13 protein-coding genes and 1 pseudogene are annotated in these 16,694 nt (G+C 64.8%); 9 read left to right on the top strand and 5 right to left on the bottom strand.

Annotated elements, in window-relative coordinates; genetic code table 11:
* Positions 1 to 454: 454 nt before the first annotated feature.
* A complete protein-coding gene (locus JTE92_RS21205) occupies positions 455 to 895 on the top strand; it encodes a universal stress protein (protein ID WP_063238783.1) in 441 nt (146 codons plus the stop codon).
* A 328-nt stretch (positions 896 to 1,223) separates the two neighbouring features.
* Complete coding sequence (locus JTE92_RS21200; protein ID WP_063238784.1) at positions 1,224 to 2,555, top strand: PAS domain-containing sensor histidine kinase; 1,332 nt, start codon at positions 1,224 to 1,226, stop codon at positions 2,553 to 2,555.
* Here JTE92_RS21200 and JTE92_RS21195 read toward each other — a convergent pair.
* From JTE92_RS21195 to JTE92_RS21180, 4 genes are all read right to left on the bottom strand, one after another.
* Positions 2,521 to 3,240 (bottom strand): cytochrome-c peroxidase, encoded by a 720-nt coding sequence (locus JTE92_RS21195; protein WP_084254542.1) that lies wholly within the window; start codon positions 3,238 to 3,240, stop codon positions 2,521 to 2,523. The two genes, JTE92_RS21200 and JTE92_RS21195, sit on opposite strands and share 35 nt — an antisense overlap.
* A 12-nt stretch (positions 3,241 to 3,252) precedes the next feature.
* Positions 3,253 to 3,696, bottom strand: a complete 444-nt coding sequence (locus tag JTE92_RS21190; protein ID WP_063238785.1) for a FixH family protein — start codon at positions 3,694 to 3,696, stop codon at positions 3,253 to 3,255.
* A gap of 351 nt (positions 3,697 to 4,047) precedes the next feature.
* The gene (locus JTE92_RS21185) at positions 4,048 to 4,851 is read right to left on the bottom strand and encodes a helix-turn-helix transcriptional regulator (protein WP_063238786.1); all 804 of its coding nucleotides are present in this window, start codon (positions 4,849 to 4,851) and stop codon (positions 4,048 to 4,050) included.
* Between the two features lie 167 nt (positions 4,852 to 5,018).
* Positions 5,019 to 5,645: a YitT family protein gene (locus tag JTE92_RS21180; protein WP_306431155.1), complete on the bottom strand. Its 627-nt coding sequence runs from the start codon at positions 5,643 to 5,645 to the stop codon at positions 5,019 to 5,021.
* 925 nt (positions 5,646 to 6,570) lie between these two features.
* Between JTE92_RS21180 and JTE92_RS21175 the strand changes: the two genes are divergently transcribed.
* Positions 6,571 to 6,936 (top strand): hypothetical protein, encoded by a 366-nt coding sequence (locus JTE92_RS21175; protein WP_063238788.1) that lies wholly within the window; start codon positions 6,571 to 6,573, stop codon positions 6,934 to 6,936.
* Positions 6,937 to 6,991: 55 nt separating this feature from the next.
* Here the strand turns inward: JTE92_RS21175 and JTE92_RS21170 are convergent, their stop codons facing one another.
* A complete protein-coding gene (locus JTE92_RS21170) occupies positions 6,992 to 8,365 on the bottom strand; it encodes a tetratricopeptide repeat protein (RefSeq protein WP_063238789.1) in 1,374 nt (457 codons plus the stop codon).
* 272 nt (positions 8,366 to 8,637) lie between these two features.
* Here JTE92_RS21170 and JTE92_RS30730 point away from each other — a divergent pair, with 272 nt between their 5' ends.
* From JTE92_RS30730 to JTE92_RS21140, 6 genes and pseudogenes are all read left to right on the top strand, one after another.
* Entirely contained in the window at positions 8,638 to 12,567 is a 3,930-nt protein-coding gene (locus tag JTE92_RS30730) for an ATP-binding protein (RefSeq protein WP_063238790.1), read from the top strand.
* 156 nt (positions 12,568 to 12,723) lie between these two features.
* Positions 12,724 to 13,734 carry a bestrophin family protein gene (locus tag JTE92_RS21160; protein WP_063238791.1) on the top strand — a complete coding sequence of 337 codons (1,011 nt, stop codon included), beginning with the start codon at positions 12,724 to 12,726 and terminating at the stop codon, positions 13,732 to 13,734.
* Positions 13,735 to 13,986: 252 nt separating this feature from the next.
* Complete coding sequence (locus JTE92_RS21155; protein WP_063238792.1) at positions 13,987 to 14,442, top strand: PA2169 family four-helix-bundle protein; 456 nt, start codon at positions 13,987 to 13,989, stop codon at positions 14,440 to 14,442.
* Positions 14,443 to 14,794: 352 nt separating this feature from the next.
* A pseudogene (locus tag JTE92_RS21150) lies at positions 14,795 to 14,959 on the top strand (helix-turn-helix domain-containing protein); the annotation flags it as partial.
* 364 nt (positions 14,960 to 15,323) lie between these two features.
* Entirely contained in the window at positions 15,324 to 15,626 is a 303-nt protein-coding gene (locus JTE92_RS21145) for an ArsR/SmtB family transcription factor (protein WP_063238793.1), read from the top strand.
* A gap of 69 nt (positions 15,627 to 15,695) precedes the next feature.
* On the top strand, positions 15,696 to 16,685 hold the full coding sequence (locus JTE92_RS21140) for a zinc-dependent alcohol dehydrogenase family protein (RefSeq protein ID WP_063238794.1): 990 nt from the start codon (positions 15,696 to 15,698) through the stop codon (positions 16,683 to 16,685).
* Positions 16,686 to 16,694: the final 9 nt, after the last annotated feature.

Below are 16,694 nucleotides of genomic sequence, written 5' to 3'. Positions count from 1 at the left end.
ACGGCATCGATGGCCCTGAGGCGCCTGATGGCCCCTGAGTTTGGGTCGTCAAACATGGCGCAGCAATGGCGAGCGGCGGGGAAGTGGTCATTATGCGCCCGACTGGTCATCTCTTGGGGTCTCAACCACTACTGTCATTCCCCGCGAAGGCGGGAATCCAGCGTCTTTCGAAGTCACTGGGTTCCCGCCTTCGCGGGAACGACAGTGGTTAACTGAACGGCATTACCCGGATCGCCGTCCTTGATTGCCCGGCTCCGATACGGTGACAAGCCTGTGGACGTGCACCGTCCGGCTGGTGCGCCCACTGTTGATGTATGTCAACTACCAATCCCCCCGCGGATATAGGTTAGGGAGGAGTGCCATCGGCAATGCACAGATGGCAGCTCGATACCGACTCAGGCACGCCGACGCAAGACAAGGTGCCTGACATGCCCATGCTGAAACGGAGGGTGAAATGGCAAATGTTGTCCTGGCAACAGACGGTTCGGTCTATAGCGATGCTGCGGCGGAATGGGTCGCGAAGCGGAAACTATTCAAGGAAGACCTCTGCGTGCACGTGGTGCACTGCATGCCGGACGTTTCCGCAGAGGTGAAGTCCTACATCAGCAAGGGTGACCTCGAGGCCTGGCATACCGACGAAAGCGGGCGGGTCATGAAATCCGCGATCGACATCCTGCAAAAAGCAGGCGTGCCGACAGTATGGCAGGGCCTGGTCGGCTTTGCTCCCGAGCGTATCGTCGCGTACGCGACGTCTGTCAAGGCCTTGGCCATTGTCATGGGAACGCACGGGCGCGGCGCATTCCTTGATGCGATCGTGGGCTCGGTTGCGAGCCGCGTCATCGCACGCGCGCCATGCCCCGTGGTGTTGGTCAAGCCTGAAACCAGCCCATCATAACGCCGCGATCTCCCGGATACCGGGGCGCAGCCTCTGGCGCCTGCGTGGGCAGGTAACTGCCATCCGCCGCTGCCATCTTTGCACCGCAGCAGGCGGGCCGTTGATCCCGATCGAGTCAGAGGCGGCTGAGTGCAGGAACCGGCCTTTGCCAGCTGGCAGATGTCAAGCGCCGATATCAGGAACACTTTTCAGACTGAGCCGCTGCGCTGCAAACGGGCCTTATGGGATGCGTTATCGCACTATTGCCGGTTGTGATCAGCAATGGGAGGGCTATATTGGTGTTCGGAATAGCCGCAAGAGGCACCGCGACAGTCAGACATTGCGCCGCATGACCAGCCCCTTCGCCCCAGAGGGCAAGCCGCTGCCGCTGAACAGATTGACTTCTCTTGCTATCGACATCGCGATCGGCAGTGGCACAGTCGTGCTATTTGCGGCGCTGTCTTTTCTGTTGCAGGAAATAGTCCGGCATTATTGGGAGATGTCACCTCCGCGGTTCGAGTGGCTGGGGGCCGGATTCGGGCTTGTCCTGGGGCTGTTCCTGATTCACCAGCGGCGGTTCGGGCATCCTTCTGGCGGAAAAAGCAGGAGCGTGGAGGAAAGCGAAGCGCGTTTGGCGGGCATTATCCGGTCGTCCATGGAGGCGATCATTACCGTCGACAGCGAGCAACGGGTCATACTGTTCAATCCCATGGCAGAGAAGCTGTTCGCATGGCCTGCCGAGAATGCGATCGGTCGTCCGCTGGGCGACTTCATTCCAGAACGCTTCCGGCCTGCTCACGAAGAGCATGTGCGCCGTTTTGGTGTTACCGGCGTGTCGGACCGCGAAATGGGGCGCCAGCGCGCGCTGTACGCGCTGCGTCGTGACGGCAGCGAGTTTCCGATAGAAGCCTCCATCTCACAGATTGCCGATAGAGGCACCAGGCTGTACACGGTGATGCTGCGCGATATCACCGAACGCGTACGGGCGGAGGAGGCGATGCGGCATTCGCGCGAGGAGTTACAGCACCTGTCGGACAGCATTCTTGCCACGCGCGAGGAGGAAAAGCGTCGGATCGCACGTGAATTGCACGACGATCTTGGCCAGCGCCTAAGTGCCCTGAAAATGGATCTCGCCATGCTCGGCGCAGACCTGAAGGAGGAAAGGAGTATTCAATGCCTGCTGGCGGAGGTTGCCGCCATGAACGTCGTCATTGACGAAACGGTGGCCTCGGTTCGGCGGATAGCAAGCGACCTGCGGCCGGCCTTGCTTGATGAACTGGGGATGCTGCCAGCCATTGAGTGGCTTGCCAACGACTGCGCGACCCGCTACGGACTAACAGTAACCGTAGACGGCGTGGATGCTGACGTTCCCGAGCAAGTGGCAATTGCAATGTTCCGTATCGTCCAGGAGGCGTTGAGCAATGTCGTCCGGCACGCCAACGCGACGGCCGTCCATATTCACGTTGCCCGGGCGCAAGACCAACTGGCGCTGCAGGTACAAGACAATGGTGTTGGTTGGGACAAGTTGTCTGCCAACGATGAGCCACGGAAGTCTCTCGGACTGCTCGGTATTCGGGAACGTGCACGGCTGCTTGGCGGCACAGTTGCCGTCGACAGCGCGCCCGGACAAGGCTTTTGCCTGGTGGTCAAGATTCCCTACGAAGGGAAGGCATTCGAATGAGCCTGCCCCTTGTTGAGAGGCAGCGGTTTTTCCACACAGCGATGGCAAACACCCGGGACACATCCTGTCGTTCCTTCTCGCTCATGCTGTCCCACGCCGCCCGCTGCCCCGGCGTACCCACCGGGCTCGCCTGCGACGGAAGCCGCCCAAGATTCGGAATGCCGCCAAATACCGATTCGTATTCAGCGCGGTAGTGCGCCGCAAGCAGATGCACATAGGCAAGCCGGTTTCCTCCATGCTCGGCGGGATCCTCGAGTGGTCCGAGGGCCTGCGACCACAGGCTGTCCTTGCGCCCGTCCCAGAACAGGAACGGGCTATATCCGGCACCGACGACCGGCATCGTTCTGCGCATGCCAGTGCCCACGCCGAGCCCCACCGGACGGCCATCCTGGAACTGCTTGTCTGGCTGGTGGCAACTTCCGCAAGACACCGAGCCGTTGCCGCTGAACCGGCGGTCGAAAAACAACCGCTCGCCAAGTCTGGCCGCGGACGGTGACGACTCGTAGGCGTTCGACGGATCCTTCGGTGCCGGTGGCAGTGCGCTTAACCGTATCGAGGACAGAATGGCGGTCTCGTCGGCATTCCAGCCGTCGACGGCCGTTGTGCCGATCGTGCTTGCGATGGCGCAGGCAGCAAGCAGTTCGCCGCCAAACAGGCAGGCCACCCGGAGTGCTCTACGATTCATGGCAGCACCTCTTCAGCGCTGCGCCGGATCACCCGCGACGGCCGGCACCGCGGTGCGGGAAGCGATGATCGTATTGAACGTCACGTCATCGGTTCCGGACGCGGCGTCGATCCTGAGCTTGATTTCCCACCAGCCGGGCATGCTGAACTTCATGCCTTCGAGCAGATAGCGGCCACCGCCGAGTTCACGCGTGACCCTGGGCTGGGTCGGAAAGCCGTGGCCGTGCTGGGGCATGCCGCCGTCAATGCTGATGCGGGCGCCCGATACCGGCTCGCCCGAGGGCGAGCGCAAGCGGATCTCAAAAGCGTGCAGCTTGTTGATGGCGATCGGCTCGCCGGGCGGATAGATCGCGACGTGATATTTGTCGTGAACGGTTGGCCGGTCCAGCGAGAGGTTCAGCCCCGACGGCAGCGGCATGCAGGCGGCAAGGGACGTGAGCCCGATCAATGAAAGCATGAACGCAAGGTTTCGAAACACGGCAGTTGCTCGTTGATATGGATTCACTTGGGGAAAATCGGAAAGGATGAGAACGCCACCGGGCCGGCCAAGCAACGTAGGCCGGCCCCGCGGCCGCGGGCTGTGAATCAGCTCTTCACAGGGGTGCTGCCGGCTCTGCAAGGGCATTGCGGCCCGCAGGAGCATGCGTTGCGTTCGGCTGTCTTCTGGCAACCGCAGGCGCAGCTGGCGCCCGGGCAAGCGGTGCACTGGCAGGGGGATTGGGTGGTGGGATACATGGCGATGCTCCTTTCTGTTGGAAACGAGTCGCCAGTGTGCCGTCCCGGATTGCGGGCAGCTTGAACGAAACGGCTAAGTTCCGCCCCGGACCCGCTGGACGCGGACTCCCACCGCCAGGACGCCGAACATGCGCTTGAAGGTGCGGGAGAAATGAGCGGAGTCGGCGAAGCCCCCGGCACAGGAAGCTTCGGTCAGGTTGTGTCCGGCAGCATATGAGGCGAGGGAGAGTTCAAGGCGCAGCCATAGCACGTAGGGCCGGAACCGGATGCCGGTTTCCTTCAGGAACAGATGACGGAAACGTTCCGGGGAGAGATGGACGGCCTCAGCGATCTCGGTCATCGTAACCGTCTCGCCGATCCGTTCACGCAGCACTTCAATAGCGCGTTCTATCCGGTTGTCGAGCACTTTTGGCGGCGAAGGCTGGGCCAGGGTGAGCCTTGCAGTCACGGCCCGGGCGCGGAGGATAAGGTCTTTGTCAGGGGCGTCCGAATGATAGGCGGCCGCGAGTGCCGCCGCCTCGGTGGCGAAGGCACCTGGGGTCAGCGATGCGACTCCTGCACGGAAGCGTTCCCGCAGCATCCTTCCTTCATGTGATTCGGGTTCGGTGAAAATCAGCGCAATCAGCGCGCCGCGTGCCTCAAAGGCGTGAGGGTGATTTGCAGCAATGATCGCCGCTTGATAGGCCGCCCAGTCTTCTCCGGGACTCTGGACGCGCACCGGACCACCGGAGAGCGCGAGCGTAACCTGAATTGCGTGATGCGCATGGAAACCGGTCTGCTCTTCCGCATGACCGATCCAGATGCTTCCGCCGCGCCAGAGCACGATCCGTCCGGTTCCGAAAAGCTTTGGACCGCTTCCGCGTCGTCCGTTGGTCATCGTTTCACCCTGCGCGCAGATCCCGGCGTCGATGGTAGTCGTGACGCGGGCTGCGGTCTAGGCACTACGGAAGGGCAATCGCGCTTGCGCATGGCCGCGCCAAAGCGGAGGCGAATTCCCTGACTGCCGTGGTGGGGGCAGCGACCGAGAAAATCGGCCCGCCATGGTCACTGGGCCACGTAGCGTCCCGGGCGGTGGTTGGTTGCCAACACAAAGTTGAGGACCACGGCACCGAGAATGGAGAGCGCGACGCGTGGCCATGGAACGGTCAGGAGAGCCGCTGCGACGATCGCCGCATCCATCGCCATCTGGATATGGCCGGCACGCCAGTTGCGCCGTTCCTGAAGCACGACCGCAAGGATGCCGATACCGCCGAGGCTCGCCTTGTGCCGGAACAGAATCAGGAATCCGTTGCCCAATAGTGCGCCTCCCAGTATTGCGGCAAGCGTGGGGTCGAGCGTGGCGAAGCTGAGCCAGCGCGGCAGCAAGTCGGTCTCGACGGAGAACAACAGCACGGCCACGAACGTCCGGAAGGTGAACGTCCCGCCCATGTATTTCCACGCAAGCCAGTAGAAGGGCAGGTTGAAGACGAAGAACGCCAGGCTGAACGATATGCCGCCGAGGTAATGGGCAAGAAATGCCAGGCCAGCCGTACCGCCCGACAGCAAACCTGCCTGCTTGAACATGGATACCGCCAGTGCGACCAGCAGTGTGCCAATAAGCAGTGCCTGCCAGTTTTCTATGGGGGTGTGTCGGGCGATAGCAGGCTGCATGGCTGAGGTGGGGGCGAACACGGCTTCGAGACCTGCCCATCAAGATAACTCGGGCGCACGTCGGACTACGACTGGAAAAGTGTAGCGACGCTGGGCGAGGCCTCGCATGATCCTGGTCAAGTGTCAGCCGCCAGGCTACGAGTTCGTCCAGCATTGACTGCGTCGTCCAGTCGCCGGGGAATGAAACGGCAGGCCAGGGTGGCGCTCAGCGCGCGCGCATTCCATACTGGAAGTGGTGCCCCTGCAGGCAATGGGGCCACGGGGCTCAGGCTGGCGCAACAGCGCTCGTTCTGGGGGAAGCTCGAGGGGCGCCAAAACGGTAAAGAGGCCAAAGCAGATATGAAAGCACTAGGCATGCTTCTCGGCATATCAATGGCGGCGTGGTTTGCGCCTCACGCCGGAGCCGCTGGATGCCAATTTGATATGCAGTGCAAAGGGGAGCGCATCTGCGAAAACAGTCAGTGCGTTACGCCCGGCGCCGGCGCACAGGATCATCGGAATGTCCAGCAACCCGGCAGTGCTCCCACGGCCCCGAAAAGCGTTCCAAGAGTTGGGCAGCCCGCCGCGGCTCCGCCGGCAACGAGGAATGTTCCGGCGCCTGCGCCAGCTCCCAAGGCTGCGCCAATGACGACCAGACTTCCGGCCCCCGAGCCCGCGCCGGCCGAGCAATCCGGCATGGCTTCTCCGGCAGTGGCGAATTCCCCAGCGCCTTTGACAGAGTTTCGTTTCTGCTGCACCAAGGTCGGAAGATTTCCCCTTGACCCGGAATCGAGTGCCGACGGCCCGCTCAAGCCAGGCGATGCCTGTTATGGGATAACCAGCTATGGGACGCCGCTCCCTGGCACGCCCTGCAATTGAAATATTCCGCGCCCTGTCCAACTGAGCTGCTTCGCCCCAGCACGCGATGGGATGACAGGCTGTTTCCGAGCCGGGGAAGGAGCGTGCCATGTCCGTAGCACTTCGATCCTCGCTTTACCAATTCCTCGTCGCCTGCTGCCTTGGCATCGCAGCCTGCGGCGGGGGCGGGGAAGACGAGGGCAATGACGGCACCGGCACGCTGACGATCTCCATCTCCGGCCTGCCGTCCGGAACGTCGGCGGCCATCACGGTATTGGGCCCTGGCGAGTTCCGCCAGACCGTGACCCAGCCGTCCACGCTGTCCAACCTCGCTGCTGGCAGCTATACCGTCAGTGCCGCCAGCGTGCTGACGGGCAGTGGGCTCCTCAGGCCGCAGCCGCCCTCGCAGACGGTGGGAGTGGCCGCGGGCGCACGTGCCCTGGCCACCGTGGCTTATGGTCCGCCGGAGACGTAGCGGTTGTCGCTGGCTCAGGTCGCCGGCGGGTTCTCCACACCAGCCGGCTCCAGCCCTATGCCGCCTTCACGGCTGCCGCGTCGCGCGCGCCGTCCGCCGCCTCGCGCTGCAGCGCGGAGGCACGCTGCACCAGCTTGCTGAGGCTGGGGTTCATCGGCTTGAGTTCCATGCGCTCGGCCGCCAGCGCGCAGGCCAGGTTGGCGCGTTCGCCGCGCAGCGCCGCCTCGATCAGGGTCAGGTTGATCAGGTCGCGCTGGGCATGGCTGCCGCCGAAGCGGTGTGCGATCTGGCGTACCGGCATCAGCAGCTCGATGGTGCGATCGTAATCGCGCCTCGAGAAGGCAACCAGGGCCTCGGTCACCGGCAGCCCGACCGCGCGCGTCATCATCGCGTTGCAGCCGCCTCCGGCTGCCGCGGCGCGCATGCCGGCGAGCAGGGCGGCGAGCGCGTCATCGCGCCCGGCGCACAGGAAGGCCATCGCCGCATGGGTGTCGTTGAAGGCGTAGTACCCTTGCGCGCCGCGGGCCTGCCAGGTGTCGGCCAGCTCGTTCCAGCGCGAGCCCACATCGCTGCCGCGCAGGTGCAGGCGCCACAGCATGGCGCAGGCATCGATCAGTTCCAGCGCGACCGACGACTGGTTTTCGCGGATATGCGCGTCGTAGATGTCCAGCACCTGCCTGGCATGGCCGAGCTCCAGATGAAACAGCGCCAGGTGCCACCAGTTGTGCACGGCCATCATGTTGTCCTGCGACCAGTCGCTGGCACGCCCGCTCAGCCAGTCGATGCCTTCGTCCTGGCGGCCTTGCATTTCCATCACGTGGGCCACGGCGTGGATCGCCCAGGGATCGCGCGGGTTCAGTTCCAGCGCGAAGCGGCCACGTTCCTCGGCCTGCTCGTACAAGTTCGTTTCCTCCAGGCCGAAGGCATGCATGCCAAGCACATAGCCGAAGCCCGGCACGCGGGTATTCCAGTGGGGCAGCACCTGGGCGATGCGGTCGCGCAGCAGGGTGGACTGCCCGAGCAGGAAGTCCCCGATATGGGCAACCTGCAGCGCCAGGCTGTCGCGCGGGTAGTCGATCACGATGTCGCCGTAGAGCTGGATCGAACGTGTGAAGTGGCCATCCAGCCAGGCGCGCGCCGCGGCGATATGCCGGCGCTCGCGCTCGTTCGCGCTGGCGGACAGCGCCTCGCCGGCTTCGACGCTTTCCCGCAGCAGCGGCGCTACGGTGCCGTCGCCGGCGGTGATCATCATCCCGGCGCGCAGGGCATGCCCCATGACGAAGCCGGGGTCTTCCGCCAGGGCATGATCGATCACCGTGAGCGGGTCGCCGTAGTAGCCGTGCAGCAGTTCCAGGGCCGCCTCGAAGCGCTCGATCGAGCTGGCGTTGGTGCTTGAGAGCGAAACACTCCGCGAATCCGTGTGTGCCATGATGCAAGTCCTTCCAGTGTGATGGAGACAGCTTTTGTCTCGATAGACAGCCCATTTAAACAGCCAGTTAATGCGAGCTGCGGTGATGCCGCGCGAGCCGGGGTTGTGCTGATACTAGGCAGGGGCCGTGAAGGGGGCCGGCAGTCCGGCGTGAAAGAATCGTGAAAATTGCCGCGGGCCGGAAAGTAACGGCTACCTGACTTTGCGGCTGGGGGCGCAGCGTAGTCCTTTGCCGTCGCCTATAAAGGATGGGCTTGCCAGCTTCCCCTCCCATGACCCGCGCCCGTCTCGACCTGTTCGGCGGTTTCCAGCTCAGTTCCGCCGACGGCATGCCGATATCGCTGACCGCGCGCAAGGCGCGCGCCGTGCTGGCGTACCTTGCACTGGCCCGGGGGCGAGCCCAGCCGCGCGACAAGCTCGCCGCGCTGTGCTGGGCGGAAAGCAATGCCGAGCAGGCGCGCAGCAGCCTGCGACAGGCCCTGAGCGCGGCACGCCGCGCGCTCGACGATGCGGGCACGCAGGGCCAGCAGGTGGTACTGGCGGAAGGCGACTGCTTGATGCTGGGCGAGATCTCGGTCGACGTGTGCGAGTTCGAGCAATGTGCCCGTGAAGCCTCGCCGGCATCTCTGGCCCGCGCGGCGGACCTGTACCGTGGCGACCTGCTGGAGGGCTTCCACGCCGCCGCGCCGGCCTTCGACCACTGGCTGGCGATCGAGCGCGAGCGCCTGCGCGGCGTGGCGCTGGGCGCCCTGGCGAAGCTGCTGGCGCACCACGAACAGGCCGGCGCGACAGATCTGGCCATCGCCAGTGCCACGCGCCTGCTTGCGCTCGATCCGCTGCAGGAAGGCGTGCACCGGGCGCTGATCCGGCTCTATGAGCGGCAGGGCAGGCAAGCCCTGGCACTCAAGCAGTATCGTCTGTGCCGGGCGGCGCTGCAGCGCGAGCTCGGTGTGTCGCCGGAGCCCGAGACCGAAGCGCTGTACCAGGCCATCCTGCGCGCGCGGCGCGAGCCGGCGGCAGGCAGCCTGGGTGGTGACGACGACGCCGGTGCCGGGCAAGCGGCCGGATCGGACACGGTCCCACCCCCTGCCACGCCGGCGGCCGCCCTGATACCCGAGCCGCAACTGCGCCACGCGGTGGTACTCGTGGCCAGCCTGGAGGAGGGCGCCGCCGACGCGCTGGAACCTGAGCCGCTGCACCAGGCCCTGGCCGGCTGGCGCCAGCAGGCCCGCGCCCTGGCGGGCGCCTGTGGCGGCCACATTACCGATGAGATCGGCACCCGGCTGACCATCGTGTTTGGGGTTCCGGTGGCGCACGGCAACGACGCCGAGCGCGCGCTGCACACCGCCGGGGCGCTGCATGCAGCGCTGGCGCGGTTGGCCGGTGCCGCCGGGTCGCGGCTGCAGGCCCGCGTCGGCCTGGCAAGCGGGCAGGTGCTGGCGGCCTGTGACGACAGCAACATGACGCTGACCGGCGGCCCGGTCGGCGTGGCCTTGCAGGCGATGGAAGCCGCCGAGGCTGGCGGCACGATGGTATCCAACCGGGTCTACCAGGCGCTGCCCGGACGCCTGGAAGCCGATTGCGTGGCCCGCGCCGTGCTACCCGGCGTAGCCGAACCGATCCCGCTGTGGCGCGTGCGGCGTTTCCTTGGGGTGGAGCAGGCGCCGGCCGAGCACGCCTTCGTCGGCAGGCACGCGGAACTGGCCCAGTTGGCCGGTGTGGCCGACAGCTGCCTGCGCTCGGGCCACGGCCGCGTCGTATTGATCCGTGGCGAGGCCGGCATCGGCAAGAGCCGGCTGGCCGGACGCTTTGTCGCGCTGGCGCGCGAACGCGGCCTGGAGGCGCACCGGGTCCTGGTGCTTGACTTCGGCGCGGGCAGCGGCGGCGATCCCATGCGCATGCTCGCGCACAGCCTGGTGGGCGCCGCGCGGGGTTCCGGCGCGAAAGGCAGCAACGCGGCTGCCACCGAAGGCACGCTCACGGCCTGGCAACTTGCCGAGCAAGACCTGATGTTCGTGCGCGACATGCTGGAGCTGCCCCAGTCCCCCGAGCATGCCGCCGCGCTGGCCGCGATGGACCCCGCCAGCAGGCAGCGCGGCGCCCAGCGGCTGATGGTGACGCTGGCCACCCGCCGCAGCGCCGCGCGAGCGTTGCTGATCGTGGTTGAAGACGTGCACTGGGCCGAGCGCACGGTGCTCGATTGCCTGGCGCAGCTGGCGGCGGCAACGCGCAGCCATGCGCTGGTCCTGGTGCTGACCGTGCGCCCGGAGCACGACCCGGTCGATGCGGCCTGGCGCGCGACCAGCCAGGGCGCGCCGCTGACCACCATCGACCTCGGCCCGCTCGACGATGCCGAAGCGCACGAACTGGCCGCCTGCTACCGGCAGGTCGATCCGGCAGTCGCCACTTCCTGCATCCGCCGGGCCGAAGGGAATCCCCTGTTCCTCGACCAGTTGCTGCGCGGCGCCGAGGCGGGCGCGGAAGAGGGCATCGAGGAACTGCCCGGGACGCTGCAGAGCATCGTGCTGGCGCGGCTGGACCGCTTTTCCACCGCGGACCGGCAGGCGCTGCAGGCCGCTGCCGTGCTGGGCCAGCGCTTCAGCCCCGCTGCGCTGCGGCACCTGATCCAGGACCCTGACTACGCGTGCGAGCGCCTGGTCATGGCCGCCATGACGCGGCCGGAAGGCGACGACTACCTGTTCATGCACGCGCTGATCCATGAGGCGGTGTACGCGTCGCTGCTCAAGTCGCGCCGGCAGAACCTGCACCGGCGCGCGGCGGCCTGGTACGAGGGCAGGGACCCGGCACTGATGGCCGAGCACCTGGATGCCGCGGGCGATCCCGGTGCGCCCGAGGCCTATGCCGCTGCGGCACGGCACGAGGCGGTGCACTTCCGCGGCGAGCGCGCGCTGCGCCTGGTCGAGCGCGCGCAGCGGCTGGACAGCGATGCCGCCTGCCGGCATGCGCTTGCCTGCCTGCATGGCGAACTGGCGCTGGACCTGGGCCTGGCCGCGCAATCCCTGCAAGCGTTCCGGCAGGCCCAGCCGCTTGCGAGCGGGGCGGCGCAACAGGCCCGGGTATGGCAGGGCACTGCGGCTGCCTTGCGCCTGCTCGACCGCCATGACGAGGCCCTGTCAGCGCTGCACGAGGCCGAGCAGGCCGCCGCCGAGCTGGGCCAGTCCGAGCGGCTGGCCGAGATCGAATCGCTGCGCGGCAATCTTTATTTTCCGATGGGCGACATGGACCGGTGCCTCGCCGCCCACCAGCGCGCCCTCGGCCACGCGCGCGCGGCCGGATCGGTGCTGGGCGAGGCGCGTGCGCTGGGCGGGCTCGGCGATGCCTACTACCAGCAAGGCCGCATGATGACCGCCCATGCGCACTTTGTCCGCTGCGTCGGGCTGGCGCGGGCACACGACTTTGTCCGCATCGAATGCGCCAACCTGCCGATGGTGGGCGCGGTGGAGCTGTTCCGCAACCAGCTCGATGCTGCGCGGGCCAGCTGCGAGGAAGGGCTGCGCCTGGCGCAGCGCATCGGCGATGCGCGCAGCGAGATGCTGGCCTACGATGTGATGACCTCGACCGCGCAGCTGGCCGGCGACTGGCCGCACGCCGAAGCGCACGCGCGGCTGGCGCTGGCGCTGACGCGCCGGCTGGGCGCACGGCGCTTCGAAGCCGAGGTGCTGGCGCGGCTTGGCCTCGCCCTCGGCGCGCTCGGCCAGATGCAGGAAGCCGAGGCACTGCTCGACGAGGCGCTGCAACTGAGCCACGCCAGCGGACTGCGCTACTCCGGGCCCACCGTGCTGGGCTTCCTGGCACGCACCGCACGCGATCCCGGCCGGCAGCTCCACGCCTTGCGGCAGGCCGAGGCGATCCTGGCGCAGGGCTGCGTGAGCCATTGCCACGTCGACCTGCTGGAAGCCGCGATCGACGTTTCCGTGTCGTTGCGACGCTGGCAGGAGGCGGATCGCTACCTCGCGGCGCTACAGGATTACATGCGGCCTGAGCCGTTTCCGTGGGGCGACTTCCTGATCCGCCGGGGCCGCGCCCTGGTCAGCGCCGGACAGGAAGAGGAGGGTGGCGGCACGCCGGCGCTTCACGAGAATCTGCACCAGCTCAGGGACGAAGCGCATGCGGCCGGCCTGCACGCGTCCGTGGGCGCCATCGATACCGCACTGGCGCGGCTGGCGGCGGGGCGCAATTAGTCCGGCGGCTGGCCACATCACCATGACAAAACCGGATTCCTGGCAGCTATCTTGTCAAGAATGAGGACGGTCGGCCATGTTGGCAGTCGACGGTTCGAACCTCGACCCGCCACCCCCGATCCTGTGACCTGACACGCCGCTAAGAGCGCATGCACCATGCACCTTGGAAAATCGTACTCAATATCCGAGTTCACGTTCTGGTCGAGACGGCAGCTCTATGCCTCGGTAGCGTGCGCATCACTGCCAGTCCTCCTCTATCAGCTGCTCGGACTGAAATGGCTGTCGATCCCCGTCGCGGTTGTGGTGCTTCTGGGAACGGCCACTTCATTCATCGTGGGCTTCAGGAACGTGCAGACTTACAGCAGGGCCTTGGAGGCCCATCAGATCTGGACCGAGATTCTGAATGGCAGCCGGAGTCTGGGTGTGATGAGCCGGGAATTCCTGGCAGGGCAGGCGGGCGCCAGGGAACTGATTCTCCGGCATTGCGCCTGGCTGACGGCGCTGCGCTACCAGCTAAGAACACCAAGGATCTGGGAAAGCGCGGGCAAGGCGTCCAGCGTGGAGTACCGAAGAAAGTACTACCGGGTCCCGGAGTGGGAGACGCCATTGGAAGCGGCGCTCGCGCGGTATCTGTCACAAGCCGAACTCGACTCCCTTGCGCGGGCCGAGAGCAAGGCCAGCCAGTTGCTGGGCACCCAGTCAGCGACGATCAAGCGGTTCCTTGACGCCGGCGAGATCAGCAATGCCTTCTATATGGAGTTGGGAGGATCGATCAGGGGCTTCTTCACGCAGCAAGGACGGGCGGAGCGTATCAAGGACTATCCGTATCCCAGGCAATATGCGGTCATCAACAAGCTCTTTGTCCGTACCTTTTGCCTGCTGCTGCCTTTTGGCATGCTGACGGAATTCGAAAAGCTCAATGCCGGCGTTTCAGGGTTCATGCATGGCAACATGATCTGGCTGGTCATTCCATTCAGCACGATGATCTCGTGGATGTACCTCTCACTGGAGCAGGTGGGCGAAAGCACGGAAAATCCGTTTGAAGGAAACGCCAATGACGTGCCCATGGCCCAGATCTGCCAGAAGATCGAACGCGAGCTCATGGAGATGCTTGGCGAAAAGAGCGATATTGCCAAGCCAAAGGTGGAGCACAATATCGTTCTTTGACGCCACTCAGGCCACTCACGCTACTGACGCCCCTGGTCCGGGGTGCTCCACAATCCATCAGCGCCAGAACTCATGCGTGACATCCGCCATGCGCCTGAGTTTCTATCCCATACGGAGAACTCGCGCCTAAAATTCTTACGAGGTTCGTCACGCGCCACGGGGATCAATGCTCAGACTCTGACATGACACTCGTGGCAATCTGGCGATTCGCGCAAACGCCGGCCTCGCCGGCTGAAATGATGGGAGAAAGCCATGGCCGAAACCCAGCAACAAAGAAGTGTCTTCGCCCTGAACCAGCTGATCGCGGCTGGCAAGGACAGCGAACTGGCCTGCACCAGCGGGGCCAGCAATGTGCACGATGCACAGCTTCGCGACATTCTCGCCAGCACCGCGGAATCCTGCCGCGGCTCGGTGCGGGAACTGCAATCGATGGTCAGCGCCATGGGCGGCGACCCGGCCGAGCGCGGCAGCATGCAAGGCACGTTGTTCCGCAGCTGGATGGCGTTGCGCCACATGCTGCAACCGAACAACGACGATGCGATCCTGGGCATGTGCGAGCACGAGGAAGAAGCCGCCAGGCGCGAGTATCAGTCGGTCATGATGAAGCCGCTGCCACCGGAAGCCAGCGCCATGCTCCAGCGCCAGTATGACGAACTGATGCGGCATCATGGGCGCATCCACGCCATGCGTGGCATGCAGGTTCACTGAAGCCTGAAACGCGGACGGCCAGATGCCGGCGCTCAGTCGGCACCTGGCCGTCCGCGTTGTCGGGATCCGCGCCTCCGCGGCCCTGGGCGATTCACGGCTGGGCGGCAAAGCCGGCGCGCATCACGCGATAGAGGAGTTTCTTTCCTGAATGCTGCGCCAGCATTGGGTTGCGGAGCCGGATCAGTGATTTGACATAACATACATTATGCGAACCAGCGGTGTCACGGCCAAATAGAATTGTCGTACCTGAGCCAAATAGAATTGTCGTACCTGAGCCAAATAGACATGTCGTACCCCCTTGCCGGGACTGGCATGCTGGCGGCTTTCCGTCCGTCCGAGACCGGAGGCCGCGATGCGCCAACCAGAGACCATCACGATGACGATGCGCGAACTCGATCGGCTCAAGGTGATTCAGGCCGTGGTCGACCATGGCCTGGCGGTCTGGCGCGCCGCCGAGAAGCTCGGCTTGTCGCGGCGTCAGGTGGAACGTCTGGTGCTGCGCTGCCGAGCGGCTGGGCATCAGTGCCCGGCACGTCAGACGGCTGGTCTTGCGGCTTCAGGAGGACGGCCCTGGCGGGGGCTGCGGACTCAGCCAAGCGCGCGGACATTTCAACTTTGCCGGCGCGCGTTCAACCGCCCCACCCTTGGTCACAACTCTGTCGTCTCAGGCCAGCACCACCGCCCGACGGGAACCCCGCAAAAGACTCCAACCCCGCACAAAAAGCACGCCCGCACCGACATTTGAATGTAGCGGGCGCTCCGACCCATCAAAACCGCTGGACATCACATGTAATGCTAGATGGCTTGTTACGGTCACCCGGCGATTCAACACCGGCTGCACCCCTCATTGACATATCGGGAAATATCGATATAATTCCGTCATGGACCTGCTCGAAATTTTCAAAGCACTCTCGAACCGGACACGCCTCGAGATCCTGCGCGGCTTGAAAGATCCCGTGAAGAACTTCCCGCCGCAGGATGAGGGCGACGTCCACACAGTGGGCGTTTGCGTGAGCAGCATCCAGGAAGGGGTTGGACTGTCGCAATCAACGGTGTCGGATTACCTTGCCACGCTGCAACGCGCGGGCCTGGTCGAGGTCCGGCGTATCGGGCAGTGGACTTACTACAAGCGGAACGAAGAAACCATCAGCGCCCTCGCCCGGCTCATCGGGAATGATCTGTAATTTTTTGTCTAGGTATATCGATATTTACCGATATCCCGTTTTATCGAAATTAACCGGAGACACCTCGCAATGAAAGCACTGATACTGACGAAATTTGGCGGCCCCGACGCGTTCGAACTTTGCAAAGTACCTAAGCCCTCGCCTCAGGCGGGACAAGTTCTGGTCCGGGTTGAGGCGACTTCGATTAATCCCCTGGACTATCAGGTCCGGCGCGGTGACTACGCCGACCTGGTGCCACTGCCCGCCATTACCGGCCACGACGTCTCCGGCGTCGTCGAAGCAATCGGCCCCGGTGTGACTGCCTTCATCCCCGGCGACGAAGTCTGGTATACCCCGAAGATCTTCGACGGCCCCGGAAGCTATGCCGAATACCATGTTGCATCCGAGAGCATCGTAGCGAAGAAGCCTTCGTCCATCAGCCACGTCGAAGCGGCAAGCCTTAGCCTCGTTGGCGGCACGGTGTGGGAAGCGCTGGTCGCGCGTGCGGCGCTGCGCGTGGGAGAAAACATCCTGATCCACGGCGGCGCGGGCGGCGTCGGCCATATCGCGATCCAACTCGCGAAAGCGATGGGGGCCAGAGTGTTCACGACCGTACGCGACACGAACTTCGAGTTCGCAAGACGTCTGGGGGGCGACGTGGTCATCGACTATCGGAAAGAGGATTACGTCGACGCGATCCTGCGCGAAACAGGCGGCCGAGGCGTCGATGTGGTGTTCGACACCATCGGCGGCAACACGCTGTCCCGCAGCCCCGACGCCCTCGCTCAGCTCGGCCGCGTCGTCACGATCGTCGATACCGCGCAGCCGCAGAACGTGATGCAGGCATGGGGCAAGAACGCGAGCTACCACTTCGTGTTCACACGGCAGAACCGCGGCAAGCTCGATGAACTGAGCGCATTGGTCGAGCGCGGCCAACTGCGGCCGCATGTAGGCGCAGTCTATTCCCTCGCCGACATCCCACTCGCCCACGCCCGACTCGAGAGTTCCAACAACGGCCTACAGGGAAAAATCGCGATTGCGGTCGGATCGTTGGCGCAGCTCGACAGTGCGAACGCCTGATTCATTGAA

Source organism: Cupriavidus oxalaticus (assembly GCF_016894385.1).
In the GTDB taxonomy this organism is placed as follows: Bacteria; Pseudomonadota; Gammaproteobacteria; order Burkholderiales; family Burkholderiaceae; genus Cupriavidus; species Cupriavidus oxalaticus.
This window is presented reverse-complemented; position numbering and strand designations above follow the sequence as displayed.